Source organism: Dyadobacter beijingensis DSM 21582 (genome assembly GCF_000382205.1).
GTDB classification, from domain to species: Bacteria; Bacteroidota; Bacteroidia; order Cytophagales; family Spirosomataceae; genus Dyadobacter; species Dyadobacter beijingensis.
Genome location: NZ_KB907789.1, coordinates 664,410 through 678,178, shown reverse-complemented (window position 1 = coordinate 678,178; position 13,769 = coordinate 664,410). Strand labels below are relative to the sequence as shown.

Annotated in this window: 10 protein-coding genes; 4 read left to right on the top strand and 6 right to left on the bottom strand. The window is 53.1% G+C overall.

Features of this window, described 5'->3' with window-relative positions; translation table 11 throughout:
• Window positions 1-28: 28 nt before the first annotated feature.
• Entirely contained in the window at window positions 29-2,479 is a 2,451-nt protein-coding gene (locus H144_RS0121400; protein ID WP_019944157.1) for an ABC transporter permease, read from the bottom strand.
• Window positions 2,480-2,756: 277 nt separating this feature from the next.
• Here H144_RS0121400 and H144_RS0121395 point away from each other — a divergent pair, with 277 nt between their 5' ends.
• The 3 genes from H144_RS0121395 (at window position 2,757) to H144_RS0121385 (ending at window position 7,521) form a co-directional block, all read left to right on the top strand.
• The gene (locus H144_RS0121395) at window positions 2,757-3,650 is read left to right on the top strand and encodes a LysR family transcriptional regulator (protein WP_019944156.1); all 894 of its coding nucleotides are present in this window, start codon (window positions 2,757-2,759) and stop codon (window positions 3,648-3,650) included.
• Between the two features lie 105 nt (window positions 3,651-3,755).
• Entirely contained in the window at window positions 3,756-6,398 is a 2,643-nt protein-coding gene (locus H144_RS0121390) for a DUF7133 domain-containing protein (RefSeq protein WP_019944155.1), read from the top strand.
• Between the two features lie 349 nt (window positions 6,399-6,747).
• Window positions 6,748-7,521, top strand: a complete 774-nt coding sequence (locus tag H144_RS0121385; protein ID WP_019944154.1) for a HEAT repeat domain-containing protein — start codon at window positions 6,748-6,750, stop codon at window positions 7,519-7,521.
• A 145-nt stretch (window positions 7,522-7,666) separates the two neighbouring features.
• Here H144_RS0121385 and H144_RS0121380 read toward each other — a convergent pair whose 3' ends face one another.
• Both H144_RS0121380 and H144_RS0121375 read right to left on the bottom strand, forming a co-directional pair.
• Window positions 7,667-8,041, bottom strand: a complete 375-nt coding sequence (locus H144_RS0121380; protein ID WP_019944153.1) for a hypothetical protein — start codon at window positions 8,039-8,041, stop codon at window positions 7,667-7,669.
• Window positions 8,042-8,099: 58 nt separating this feature from the next.
• The gene (locus tag H144_RS0121375) at window positions 8,100-9,017 is read right to left on the bottom strand and encodes an AraC family transcriptional regulator (RefSeq protein ID WP_019944152.1); all 918 of its coding nucleotides are present in this window, start codon (window positions 9,015-9,017) and stop codon (window positions 8,100-8,102) included.
• Window positions 9,018-9,116: 99 nt separating this feature from the next.
• Between H144_RS0121375 and H144_RS0121370 the strand changes: the two genes are divergently transcribed.
• Window positions 9,117-10,118, top strand: a complete 1,002-nt coding sequence (locus H144_RS0121370; RefSeq protein ID WP_019944151.1) for a quinone oxidoreductase family protein — start codon at window positions 9,117-9,119, stop codon at window positions 10,116-10,118.
• A 230-nt stretch (window positions 10,119-10,348) separates the two neighbouring features.
• On the opposite strand, the gene H144_RS33425 is transcribed toward H144_RS0121370, so the two are convergent.
• From H144_RS33425 to H144_RS0121355, 3 genes are read right to left on the bottom strand one after another with little or no spacing between them, the layout of a single operon-like run.
• Window positions 10,349-11,440 (bottom strand): Ig-like domain-containing protein, encoded by a 1,092-nt coding sequence (locus H144_RS33425; protein ID WP_019944150.1) that lies wholly within the window; start codon window positions 11,438-11,440, stop codon window positions 10,349-10,351.
• Window positions 11,441-11,473: 33 nt separating this feature from the next.
• Window positions 11,474-12,151: a hypothetical protein gene (locus H144_RS32320; protein WP_019944149.1), complete on the bottom strand. Its 678-nt coding sequence runs from the start codon at window positions 12,149-12,151 to the stop codon at window positions 11,474-11,476.
• Window positions 12,152-12,202: 51 nt separating this feature from the next.
• Window positions 12,203-13,621, bottom strand: a complete 1,419-nt coding sequence (locus H144_RS0121355; RefSeq protein ID WP_157505013.1) for an immunoglobulin domain-containing protein — start codon at window positions 13,619-13,621, stop codon at window positions 12,203-12,205.
• Window positions 13,622-13,769: the final 148 nt, after the last annotated feature.

The following is a 13,769-nucleotide window of genomic DNA, read 5'->3' as shown; positions in this document are numbered from 1 at the left end:
TGGTTTATTATACGTATTTACATTGTTTTTATTCGCTCCGCAGGCTTTTTACGGGGTTCATCAGCGCGGCGCGCATGCTTTGGAAACTCACCGATGCGAAGGCGATCAGCAGCGACGCGGCGGCGGCGATGCCGAACATCCACCATTCGATATTGATGCGGTAGGCGAAGTCGCTGAGCCATTGGTTTACGCCATACCACGCGATGGGCGCGCCGATGACGATGGCGAAGAGTACGAGTTTGAGAAAATCCTTCGAAAGTAATGTGACAATGCCGGATGTGCTGGCGCCGAGTACTTTGCGGACGCCGATTTCCTTTGTACGCTGCGCTATGGTGTACGACGACAGTCCGAAAATGCCTAATGAAGCAATCAGTACCGCCAATAATGAGAAGAAACTCGACACTTTGCCGAACACCTGATCGTCCTTGTATTGTTCGTTAAATCGCTGATCCATAAAGAAATAATCGAAATTGTTTCCGGGGAAAAAGGCGTTGTATTGCTCGCGGACTGCCGCAATGCTGCCTGCCGGGTCGGTAGCGTTGATTTTCATGGAAAAGAAGCCGGCCAGCGAGTAGAACGGCGCAAATACGATGGGTTCGATGCTATGTTTGAGGGATTGCTGGTGGAAGTCGGCCACCACGCCGATAATTTCCCATTCCTTGCCGTTGAGCACGAATTTCTGCCCGGCGCCTTCCGAGGCATTTGCGAAGCCCAACAGCTTCACGGCCGATTCGTTCAGGATCGCCGTCGTAACCTTGCGGGAGTCGTTGTTCGAATCGGTAGGCAGGAAGTTGCGACCAGCGAGCAAGGGTATTTTGTAAGTATCGAAAAAGTCGGCGTCGACGGGCATTCGGCTGAATGTTACGCCTTTCCCGTCACCGGCGCCCAGCCTCCTGATATTGAAACTCCGGCTCAGTTTGTTACCGAACACATTACCCGATGTCGTGGCCGATTGTACGGAGGGAATGCGTTCGAGCTCCGTTTTGAAACTATTAATGCGGTCAATCGAGGTCGAATCCCAAAGGGTCAGTTCCGGGCCGCGGATCACCAGCACCTGGTCCATATCGAAGCCCAGCTTGCCCTCGCGCATGAATTTCAGTTGTTTAAAAACAATGAATGTGCCCACAATGAGCACCATCGATGCCGTGTACTGGAATACCACGAGCGACCGCCGCACCCACGTCCCCTTGGCGGACCGTTTGAACGACCCTTTCAGCACCTGCACCGCCTTGAATGACGAAAGCGCAAATGCCGGATAGCAGCCAGAAAGCAATATGCCCAGCAAAAATACCCCGCCGAGCATCAATGCGAAGCTTTTTCCGCCGTATCCTGCCCCCGTTAGCAATGCAAATGACAGCGGTTTGTCGATCACTGTGTTCAGAAACGGTTGCAGCACGACAGCCAGCGCAATACCGAGCCCCAACGCAAGCATGTTCAGGAGTACCGATTCGGACAGGAATTGCCCGATCAGCTGGCCCGACGTGGCGCCTGCCACCTTGCGTACGCCTACCTCGCGGGCACGTTCGAGCGAGCGGGCGGTCGCGAGATTGATATAATTGATCCAAGCGATGAGCAAAATGAATGCGGCGATGGTCAGCATCGTCCACACGGCCTTCCCGTTATTCACCTTGCCGATTTCATATTCATAATCCGGAACCAGGTGCGCCTTGCTGAGCGGTTGCAAGAAAAACTGCTCCACGCTGCCCGAGACCTTGTCGCCGCGGAAATACCGGTCGCTGAATGCCGGGAGCTTCTTTTCCAATGCGGCGGCGTCGACGCCGGGCCGGAGTTTGGCATAATGCCACACGTCGGAGCTTTCCCAGCTGTTTTTGATCCAGTCGCCCCAGGTATGTGTGAGCGTTTCGAAGGACATTAGCGCGCCATACTGCAAATGCGAGGCGGCCGGGAAATCCTTCATAATGCCCGTGATCTGGTAGGGCTCGGTATCGATATCGACCTTGATAGTCTGTCCGATCAGGCCCGCATATTGTTCCGGCGTAGCGTGAAAAATGCGCTGCGCATTGGTTTCCGAAATGATAATGGAATGCGGCGCTTTTAACGCGCTTTTACGGTCACCGGCGACGAGCGGGAAGGTGAAAACGGACAAGAAGCGCTCATCGGTGTAGACGCCTTTTTCTTCAAAAATCTTCCGGTCTTTTTGCAAACTGAATGTGCCGGGGTTGGCCAGCGTCGTGTAGGTTTCGATTTCATTAAAATCCTTTCCCATGGCGGCCGCCACGGCTGGGTAGGTAATCGTCCCGTGCTGAATGAGTTTGCCTTGCTGGAAACGGTCGTTGGTGATGCGGTAAATGCGGTCGAAATCTTTGTGGAAGCGGTCGAAGCTCAGCTCGAAACTCACATATTGAAGGATCATGAGGCAGGCTGTTACCCCAGTCACCAAGCCGGTGATGTTCAATGCGGAGAAGCCTTTGTGCTTCCACATGTTGCGCAGCGCGATTTTGAAATAATTTCGGATCATGGCTTGTTGAAAAACGGATGGTTGCCGATAAGTTGAAACTGGTCTCCTGAACGCAAACGGGCGTACCTTATTCCTTTCATAAGGGCCTTATTATTTCTTTAAATGTATAACAAATGCGTGCCCCATCTGGAAACAGGCCATTCAGGCCTTTAAATGCGGATTTTGCCTGCCGCATTTGTTCAAAACCGGACACTTGGAAACAAATGGCGGACAATCCCTGCGGCCATTTGTAGCGAAACCCGTTTATTTGCCTTCGCTATCACCGAACTGTCCTTTCATGGTTTTTGACTTCCGCCTGCAAGTTTTCCAGACCGTCGCCCGCCGGCTCAGCTTTACGAAGGCCGCGGCCGAGCTCTTTATCACCCAGCCTGCGGTGACGAAGCATATTCATGAGCTGGAAAACCAGTTGAAAACCAAGCTGTTCGATCGGGCCGGATCGAAGATCAGCCTCACGCCGGCGGGGGCGATATTGCTGCACCATGCCGAACAGATCTTCGATATTTACCGCAATATCGAGTTCGAGATCAGCAGCCTTTCGCAGCGTAACAGCGGCAAGCTGCGGCTCGGGGCCAGTACCACGGCGGCGCAATACATCCTGCCGCCCATTCTGGCCGCATTCCACCGGAAGTTTCACCATATAGAGGTCACGCTTACGACCAAGAATACGGAGGAGATCGAGCATGCATTGCAGCAGAAAGAGATCGATTTGGGTGTGATTGAAGGTTTTTCAAAAAATCCATCCATCAAGTACACCGAATTCCTGAACGACGAGATCGTGCTCGTGGCGAACAGTAAGAACCCGCTGGCGGCTACCGGTACCATTACCCCCGCCGAACTGCGGGACATCCCGCTACTGCTCCGCGAACCGGGCTCCGGAACGCTCGAAGTGATTGCACATGCATTGAAATCGGTGGGACTGGGTTTGGGCGATCTGCAAGTGGAAATGCAGCTCAGCAGCAGCGAGAGCATGAAATTGTACCTGCTGCATTCCGATAGCATGGCTTTCATTTCGGTGCATGCCGTGCTGAAAGAGCTGCAAAGCAAGGAATGCCGCATTGTGGACGTCGACGGGCTGTCGATCGACCGCCATTTTCACTTCGCTTCGCTGCATGGCCAGCAGGAGGCATTGCCTGAGCTCTTCATGCGATTTGCATTGTTCCAGCGCAAATGAGCGGCTTTTTTCGAGTAGTTCTCACCATTCTCCTATTTTAATAAACCGAGTACTGTATCAATCAACTCTGCTTGAAGGGGTTGAATTATTTTTGTTAAACTATTTATGTTAAAAATCACATTAAGCGTATCGGCGTTCCTGCTGCTGCTATGGAGCTCGTCCGGTATCCTCGAAACAGAAAAAAGGGCCGAGCCCCGCACCCTGACCCGAATCGACTCTCTCCCTAATGCTGCCGCATGGCCGGCGGAACTCGACGTAACGCATTTTGCCGGACACGATCTCACGCCCAGCCCGGCCTGTCTGGCGGTGGCGCCTACCGGTGAGGTTTTTGTAGGCGTGGATATGATCGGCTCGCTGGGCAAAACGCCCGGAAAGGGCAGCATTGTGCGCCTGGTGGATACCAATAATGACGGCAAAGTAGACCAGCACACATCGTTCGCGATGCTGGACAATCCCCGCGGCATCATTGCGCAGGGCGACCAGGTTTTCGTTTTACATACTACATTTTCAGCAGAAACCGGCAAGGCTTCGGGGATGGACCTGGTGGTGCTGGAAGATAAAAACCACGACGGCGTGGCCGACGGGCCTGCGAAGCCGCTGGTGAAGAATGTGTGCTCGCCGAAATTCCTCCAAAGCCGCGGCACCGACCACGCTACCAATGGCATCCGTATGGGTATCGACGGCTGGATTTACATCGCCGTGGGCGACTTCGGTTTCCACGATGCGGTGGATGCTTCGGGTAAAAAAATGACCCAGCTCGGCGGTGGGATCGTGCGCGTACGGCCTGACGGTACCGAAATGGAAGTGTATACCCACGGCCTTCGTAATATCTACGACGTGGCGATTGACCCGTATATGAACATTTTTACCCGCGACAATACCAACGACGGCGGCGGCTGGAACATCCGTTTCAGTAACCAGATCCAAACAGGTGAATATGGTTATCCTGTTCTTTTCAAGCATTTTACGGAAGAAATTATACCCGCATTGGTCGACCTGGGCGGCGGCTCGGGAACCGGTTCGCTGTTTATGGACGACCCTACCTGGCCCGCGAAATATAACCGCGTACCGATGATGGCCGACTGGGGCCGCAGCCAGGTTTATGTGCACCGCATTACGCCCGACGGGCCTACATTCCAGCAAAAGGAAGAGGAATTCATCAAACTTTCGCAGGTAACGGACCTGGATATCGATGCCTCGGGACGTGTATACATGGCGGCCTGGGACGGTGCCGGATATTCCGGTAACCCCGGCAAGGGCTTCGTGGTACGCACAGTGCCGAAAGGTTGGCAATACAAGGCATTTAAGGATATCAGCAAATCGTCGGTGAAGCAGCTGGCGGCATTACTGCGGTCGGAAAGTGCGGTGCAGCGGCTTGCTGCGCAGCAGGAATTGCTCAAACGCCCTGCCAAAGATGTGACCAAAGCGGCATGGGCTGTGGCGGCCGATCAGAAAGCCCCTTCGTACGTGCGTGTGGCCGGTATGTACACCTACGCACAGGCCGCTGGTGCGGAAGGCATTGATAATCTGGTGAAACTTGCCTCGGAAAACGACATGCGCGAATATGCCCTGCGTGCATTGGCCGATCGTAAGGCATTTGTCTCGAAAGTACCGGCGGAGCCGTTCCTGAAAGCGCTTGAAGGCGGTAATGCACGTGAAAAAGTTGCCGCAGCGATTGGTTTGGGCCGTTTGGGTCGGCCGGAGGGTGCACAGGCATTGCTGAAAGTGAAGGTGCCTGCGTCGTTTGTGGCGCCTGCCAAAGGTACGGAAGGTCCGCACGCCACACCAAACTCGGCGATCGTAACCCCGCATATTGCCGTACGCGCATTGGTAGCATTGAACGCCGTGGATGCCTGCGTACAAGCCATCGGCACCGAAAATTCCACCATCGCATTGTGGGCGCTGCGCTATATGCACGATCCGAAGGCAGCAGACGGCCTGATCGCCGCCTATGGTAAAACCAGTGACAAAGCATTGAAAGATCAGATTCTGACCACATTGGGAAGGATCTACAAAAAGGAAGCCGAATACGACGGTTCGTGGTGGTGGAGCACCCGCCCGGATACCCACGGCCCATACTATAAGGCGGTGGAATGGGAGTCGTCGGCGAAAGTGAAGGGTTTTTTGATGAACGAATTCAACAATGCTTCCGATAAGCAATTCTATGCTGACCTGAATGCGCGTAACCGGATGGGGATCAGTGAATTCGGAGGGGAAGAAGTGGTAGCGGCAAAAGAAGAGGTAAAGGTTGACCTGGAAAAGATCCGCAATAAGAAGGGCCAGGTAGGAGAGGCATCGATCGAGGATGTGATGCTGGCAATGGCAAAGATCCAGGGCGACCCGGCTACGGGAAGGAAGCTGTTTACCAAGCAGGGTTGCGTGGCCTGCCACAGCCTGAGCCGCAGCGAGGTGATGAAAGGGCCGTTTATGGGCCAGATCGGTTCGATCATGAACCGCGAGCAGATCGCCGAGTCGATCCTGAAACCGAATGCATCCATTTCGCAGGGCTTCGCTTCAGTGCTCATTACGACGAAAGGCGACAAGAGCTACATGGGATTCGTGTCGGAGGAGTCGGCCGAAAAGCTGGTGATCCGCGACATCACCGGACAGGTGAATACGATCAAGGTTGCGGACATTACTTCTCGTAAGGAAATGGAAACTTCCATGATGCCTTCGGGACTGGCGAACGAGCTGTCTTATGAGGAGTTTGCATCACTGATCACCTTCCTCTCGCAGCAGAAAAAGTAACCTTGAATATACTTGATATTGAGCCGGTTCGGAACCTTCGAACCGGCTTTTTTGCAATTTTGGAGGCCAAATTGGCCGGTTTCGGCACCATAAAGTATCAAAAATTCAATTTTTGACGATTTTTTAAGTGATTATGTGCGTTTTTTTGCCTGATCTACAAAATATGCATTAAATTAGTAGCCGATTAGAAGTAGTTTGAATTTGTTGAGTTAAATATATCTCCTGCACCCATCGTCTATTACTCAACGTTTATTTATACAGCATCCCCCGGCCAACGAATTTCCGCCGGGGATTTTTTTTCTATGGGAACATCTTCCAATCTTTGGAACCTGATTTAACCCGCAATCCCATGGCTTTTTACGACTTGCCGAAATCCGAAAGGGCCAATCGCGTTCAGACGATCCACGACGACATTCGTGCCGCCCTAGTGGCCGGAGAGCACGCCAGGGCACATTTGTATTACGCGGATACCGATACTTATATACGTAAGTCGGCTTATCTGGTGACGGGTCGGTTGTACGAAGAAGATGAAAAGCTGCGTCCGGCGATCATCGCCATGCTCTCCGACTTTTTCACCGACGAAGACTTCAAAGTGAGGCAAACGGTGATCAACGCGGCCGGTGAGATCGGTAAAAAACATTTCGAAGAAGTTCGAGAATACTTCGACAAAGGCTTGAAAGACAGGCACCATTCGCCGCGCAATGCAGTGATCGGTTCGGTGAAGAAAATGGGGGAGGTAAACCCGCTCCCGGTACTCGCCTGGGCGCGGGGGTATCTGCACGACGAAGACAAGGAAATCCGTCGGGAAATCTGTCACGGCATCGAACTACGCGGACGGAAGCATCCGGAGGACATTCTGCCGCTGCTGCAAGAGCTTCAACACGATCGTACGGCCCGTGTGCGCAAGACGCTCGTGCACGTGATCGGCCAGATCGCCTACAAAAAAGGCTGCCTGCTTAAAGTGCTCGCCCATTTAAAGCAGTGGGAAAACCGTTCGCTCGTGGACGCGGCCCTTTTGGAAATTATCGATGTACATGATCGCTACCGGAACTTTGCAGCCATGTCGCAGGAAGAGGCCATCACGCTGATCGACGGGCAATATCCTGAGCGGAAGCGGTGGTAGCTATCGTATTCCCGCTGTGAAAATGGTTTTCAATACCGTTTTTGCAATAGGCAGAGAAGGGTGTCAACGCGGCTGGCGAAGGCGACGGAATTCGCATGAAGAGGACCATGATTCTGCCCTCATCAAAATAACCGGTCGTGAGCCCCTACGGCCGTTTGCGCTTCGTCGTGTCGCGCGGGGTTGTGTAGCCGCTGCGGATAACGGTCTTTTTTCTCCGGACGGTGTAGGTGGTCGTGTCGGCGTCGGGGCGGCCGGTACTGCTGCGGCTGCCGTCGATGGTGCCGCTGGAATTGACGTTGCCGTTATCGTTCAGGATCGGGCCGGTTTCGGCATTGGCAGAGTCTTTCAGTATCGCGTTGAGGTCCGAGGAATCGGCGGTTTTGACCTGGTGTTTTTGCGTTTTCCGCTGATACACGCGTTCCTGCCTTGTAGATTCGCTGCGCGTGCTGCGCGATTGTGCCTGCACATACGCGGGAACGCCGAGCGCGAAAGCGATAATGAATGTGATGACCGTCTTCATGGTATCTGGTTTTTAGTTGGATGTCTTTACCGTCTCTTCAAATACCATTCCAGTAGGCTCACGCGAGTGCGGCCCGGTCTGGTAAGACCCGCTCTGGTAAGACCCGGTCTGGCGCGACCCGGTCTGGTAAGACCCGGTGTTTGCGGCGGTATTCGCCCAGGCTCATGCCCTTGCCTTTCTTGAAAAACCGGTTCAGATGGCTTTCGTCGGTGAATGAGAGCTCTTCGGCAATCTCGTTCATGCGCATATTGCTGTGCAAAAGCCTTGTTTCTACCAGTTTCAGGCGGGAATTGACGATGTATTGCTGCATCGTCTCGTTTGTGTGCTTTTTGAAATAACGCCCCAGGTACGACTCCGAAATGCCGAAATGGCTGCTGATGTAGGCTGCTTTGATCTTTTCGGGATGGTAAATGTTTTCCTGGATGTATTGCAGAATGTCGACGGCCTTCTGCTCGCTGCATTCCGTAATTTTTTCGGGCAGGAACATCGCGATGTTGCGCGCCACCAGGATGATCATCGTATTCACATACTGCCGGATCAGCTCCTGGTTGTAAATGTCGCGGTTCACATATTCCCTGATAATCGCTTCCACCAGCGGCTTCACAATGCTTTTGTCAGTCTGGTTTTTGAGAATGCAGCCCGGCTGGTGGCTGGCATTCTGCAATATGAATTCGAGCCTTTGCAGCAAATCCTCCCGCTGCGATTCCAGCGAAGAGTTCCGTTTGAGATACACATCATTAAATCGGATAAAAACAAACCGGGTAGTGGTATGGATATCGAATGAATGCATGTCCTCCGGCGTGAGCAGGAACATATGGCCGGCATTGTACCGGAAAGTATGCTGATTGATCACCTGGATACCCGTGCCTGAAAGAATGTAGATCAGCTCGAAAAAGTTGTGCTGATGCGTCGGTTTAGGACATTCGTCGAGTTCCTTGTAAATAATTTCGAAGGGTTCGTGCAGGTTTTCTTTCATGTTTGATGGAAGTGTACCGGATTATGGAAAATATGTACTGCAAAAATACTGAAAAGCCGGTACAAATTTGCATCATCAAAACACTAATTCATTTATATCATGAAAGCAACATTTTTGACCGATACCAATTTGCCGCTGATTATCAAGGAAGTAGAAACTCCCTCTCCGGCAGCGAACCAGGTGCTGATCCGCCTGGCTTATTCGTCACTGAACCACCGCGATGTGTGGATTCAAAAAGGACAATATGCGGGCCCGAAAGCCGGATTGATCCTCGGCTCGGACGGGTTTGGGACGGTTGTAGAAGCGGGAAGCGGCGTGGATGCGTCATGGGTCGGTAAGGCGGTGGTGATCAATCCCAGCCACGATTGGGGCGATAATCCTGCCGCATTCGGCGATCAGTTCAAGATCCTCGGCAATCCCGAGCCCGGTACTTTTGCGGAATACATTGCCATGGACGTCCAATATGTGTGCGAAAAACCGGCCCACCTGACCGACATCGAGGCCGCAGCATTACCATTGGCGGGCATTACCACCTATCGCGCATTGTTCACGAGAGCGGCGCTCCAAGCAGGCGAACAAATCCTGATCACCGGCGTCGGGGCGGGTACCGCATTGCTGGCATTGCAATATGCGATCGCGGCGGGCGCGAAGGTGTACGTGACCTCCGGTTCGCAGGACAAGATCGATAAAGCGAAGGCGCTCGGTGCAACGGAAGGGTTCAATTATAAGGATGAAAACTGGTTTGTGAAGGCGAAAGAAGCGACCGGCGGCTTCGACGTGGTGCTCGACAGTGCTTCCGGCAAAGGCTTCGGCAACCTGCTTGAAGTGGCCAAACCGGGCGGACGCGTTGTATTCTTCGGCGGTACCGACGGCCCCATCGGCAATATCATTCCGAACAAGGTGTATTGGAGAAACCTCTCCATTCTTGGCACTACCATGGGCACGCCGCAGGAGTTCCGGGATATGCTCGCATTTACGGCGAAACACGGCATCAGGCCCATTATCGACAAGGTATACCCGTCACTCGCCGACGCGCAGCATGCCTTCGACTACATGCACGAAGGCAAGCAGTTCGGTAAAATCGTGCTGACCAATCAATAGGAAGTTTCAGAATGGTCGTCTATCCGGCGGCCATTCGGCATTATCCTTAGTTAACGCCATCCATATCTTCCTGCCTCGCAATGAGCGCCCAGCCGGTTAGGTCGATGCCCGTTGCATTCGGTTTTAAGGGCACTGGCGCGGTTTGAAATGTCAGCCTGCAATCGGGTGGGAAGCCGGTTTTGGAAGCATTATAGCAATCATAACCCCGGCCAAGCACCGGGGTTTGATTTTTAATTATGCATCAACTTGAAAATCTTGACAGCTCCGTCGGCCTGCTCGAAATGGATGTAATACATGCCGGTCGGAAACTGTTTCATACTAATGGTAAACGATTGGGCTGTGATCGGTTTCGACAGCCGTACAATGCCCGTGTGGCTGATGAGCCGGACTTTATTCACTTTCCGGTTTCGTATCACGATATGCAGCTGATCGTCCACGGGGTTCGGGTATACTTCTGCCCATGAAAATTCAGGGAAATTCGCCGAACGGACACGGCTATATGTAAACGTATCGTCGGCGTCTACCATTTTCAGCCGATAGTAATTCAGACCCGGTTCGGGAAGGCTGTCGTTGAAATGGTAATTCCGCGCCGAGTTGCTTTGCCCGGCCGCTTCCACACGCCCCTGCGCATGCCAGTCGCGCATATCGGCGCTTCTTTCAATATCGAAATAATCGCTGTTCACCTCCTCTGTGGTGCCCCATTCCAGCAATGCGGCGTCCTCCGTCTTTTGTACTTCGAAATACGCGAGCTTCACGGGTAGCGGGTCCGCCACGACGTCGATCCGGAGCTGTGCCGTGTTGGAAAGCTGGCCGGTTTGGTCTTTGACGGTGTACGTGATCGTCACCGCGCCTTCGAAACTACGTACTGGTGTATACGTCAGCTTCCCGTTCACACTTACGACCGATCCCGACACGGGCGTTTGCACCACGGTTAGCGATGCAGGGTCGAGGCTGGCGCATTCCGAAACGTCGTTGTTCAGCACATCCACAATCACGACCGCGCTCGACTTCGTACTGGCCAGATCGTTCACCGCAGATGGCTTGTGATGCTTCACGACAATGTAAACCGACTCCCCGGATTCACAACTGTCGGCATTCACGCCCACTGCTTTATAGGTGCCTTCCTCATTCACGAGCAATTCCGATGACGAGGAGCCGGAAATGACCTGGTTGTTCAGAAACCACTCGTAGCGCACCGCGCCGGTGGATTCCGCACGGATCCGTAAAGTGGCATCTTTACACATGAACACTTCCCTGGTCTGGCTTTGCGCGGAGGCCCAGCCAGACACGAGAAGCATCCATATCAAAAAGTAGTAGCGCATGACAGCCGGATTTTGCTCTTGCCCGTTACTCAATTAGTTAAGTGAGATTGAAGGGACGGTTGGAATTGGCAGGTTATGCAGGATTTGTTTCGTACCGCCGGTCACCGCGTTGAGCAATTTGGAAGCCGTTGGAATGTAGTCGCCGGCAGTCGGCAATACATAGCTTACCAATGCGGTGTAGGTTGCGGCTTCGGTCACGCTCAATGTGGAGCCGGTTTGGCCGCTGATCAAAGTTCCGCCTTTGCTCCAAGCGAATGGAGAAACGGTAACTCCGTAAGTTCCAAGACCTGTTGTGGCTGACACGGAGGCGGTTAGCGTTGAGGCTACCGGCTTATCTGTACAGAAGTTCTCTTTATCGGCGGTGATGCTTACGGTCAGTTTTGGAAGAACGATAATCGTGTGTTCCACTACGTTTGACAAACAGCCGTCGAGCACTTCAATGACTCCGAAAGAGATTTTATGCAGGGTAGGTGAGCTGGTTGCGTCCGAAAAAGTGTGGGTCAGCACACCGCCGGAAGCCTGCGTCAGCGTCTGGATGGTTTGTCCGGCGCCGGGATCCAACGTCCAGATGTACTGGAAGAAATTGGAACCCGCGGCAGGCGAAAGAGAGAAGGATTCCCCGCTGATTACATAATAAGTTCCAGCCTTGGAAACTTGCGCCAGGCACGAGAAGAACACTACTGCACAGAAAGTTGTAAACAGTTTTTTCATGATTGAAATGTTAAAAAATGAATAATTATAAAGGATGGTTTAAATGCACAATCAGGGATTCAGTGCGACGCCCGGCGATACCGGCGGGCTCGACACGGTAATGTCGACTTTCTTGCGGGGCGAGGCGATGCAGCCCGAGCCCGACTTGGTAATTTCAACGTAATAGGTGGCCGTTCCCGGCGTGGTCAGGCCGCTGGCGGTCCAGTTTTGCGCGGTCGATACCGAGCTGGTGCCGTGTGCGGTGGAATACCAGGTGTAGGAAAAACTGCCGATCCCCGGTAACCCCAGCTGCGGAGCCAGTGCGCCTAGCGCTGCGGTGCCGATATTGCTGCACGCTTTTGGACCAGTAGCCGTAGGTGCATCCGGTGACCGCCTCACATCGTGGATGTTAAGTCCGTTGCTTCCCAACCCTGCGCCGAGCGCGCCGATGTTGAGGTCCACTTCGACACGGTCAAAAACTACCGAATTGCCCGAGCCGTCCTTAGGCGCGAAATGGAATGCGACGCGGTTATTATTCCCTCCCAAAAGACCCAGCAGGTCGGCGTCGAGCAGGGCGTTGGCCAGTACCGCGGTACCCACGGAAGTGCTGCCATTGTAAGCCTGCAAGGTAATGCCCGCAGCCAGATTGACGGCCAGGAACGACCCGCTTTGCGACAATGTCACCCGCACGGCATCCGCATTGTTAGAAACACCATTGAAAAAGAATGTCTGTTTGATATGGCCGTTCAGGAGCGCAGCACCGGTCGATACAAACGATGATTTTGAGTTGATGTCATTATCGATCGCATTGCCTGCATTCTGTACATCGAAACTACCCAGCGTAATACCTGAATAGTCTTTTGTCGTAACATTCGGGCTACCGCAATCCGCCACATTGAAAGGGTAGGGATTCGAGGTATTGGACGCGCCGGGGCCGTAAAATGCATAGTACACCTGCAATGTATTGGTACCGAGCGCCACCGGTGAAGTCACTCTGGCTCGTACCCTGTTGAACGTTGCCGTTGGAGTAATGGCCAGAAACACAGCACCATCGGGCGTGAAATAGGTTTTGTACCCCGAAGACTGTAAAGTCACCAGCGAGCCATTTTTGTCGTAGGCAGTTAAATCCACACCTCCGCCCAGCAATGCATTTGTGTTGTAGTCCGTCCGGACATACACGGTAACCGGCGCCCCGGTACTGCTGGTAATATCCGCCGGGAATTCAAGCTGAATCCATGCGTTGGAAGTTCCCAGCGTACTCGAGGCCGTGAGCAGTGCATAGCTATTGTTAGGTTTGATATTCGATGCGGTATTGCGGGCATTGTCGGGGTTCGCCACCGAGTAGCTTCCGGTAGTGCCTCCTCCCGCTGCACTACCTCCGTTCGTTTGCTTGTCGGCGAACACTGCATTGGAAGGTTGCGCACAGGCCATATGCATACCTCCCCCGCAGCAGGCCATGACCAGCAGCAGTTTCTGGTAAAGTCTTCTCAAATTGATGGAGACGTTTCTTGTTATACAATTATTTCTACAAATATAGGATCATAATTGTTACCTGCAAATTATTTCTACAAACTATGTGCGTGACAATCAGGGGCAACGGCCAAAACGATAATGCTTGACGATTAACCAGCTCAAAATT

Coding starts and splice junctions, on each gene's coding strand:
- H144_RS0121400 (WP_019944157.1), bottom strand. CDS start 2,479: ATGATCCGAAATTATTTCAAAATCGCGCTGCGCAACATGTGGAAGCAC.
- H144_RS0121395 (WP_019944156.1), top strand. CDS start 2,757: ATGGTTTTTGACTTCCGCCTGCAAGTTTTCCAGACCGTCGCCCGCCGG.
- H144_RS0121390 (WP_019944155.1), top strand. CDS start 3,756: ATGTTAAAAATCACATTAAGCGTATCGGCGTTCCTGCTGCTGCTATGG.
- H144_RS0121385 (WP_019944154.1), top strand. CDS start 6,748: ATGGCTTTTTACGACTTGCCGAAATCCGAAAGGGCCAATCGCGTTCAG.
- H144_RS0121380 (WP_019944153.1), bottom strand. CDS start 8,041: ATGAAGACGGTCATCACATTCATTATCGCTTTCGCGCTCGGCGTTCCC.
- H144_RS0121375 (WP_019944152.1), bottom strand. CDS start 9,017: ATGAAAGAAAACCTGCACGAACCCTTCGAAATTATTTACAAGGAACTC.
- H144_RS0121370 (WP_019944151.1), top strand. CDS start 9,117: ATGAAAGCAACATTTTTGACCGATACCAATTTGCCGCTGATTATCAAG.
- H144_RS33425 (WP_019944150.1), bottom strand. CDS start 11,440: ATGCGCTACTACTTTTTGATATGGATGCTTCTCGTGTCTGGCTGGGCC.
- H144_RS32320 (WP_019944149.1), bottom strand. CDS start 12,151: ATGAAAAAACTGTTTACAACTTTCTGTGCAGTAGTGTTCTTCTCGTGC.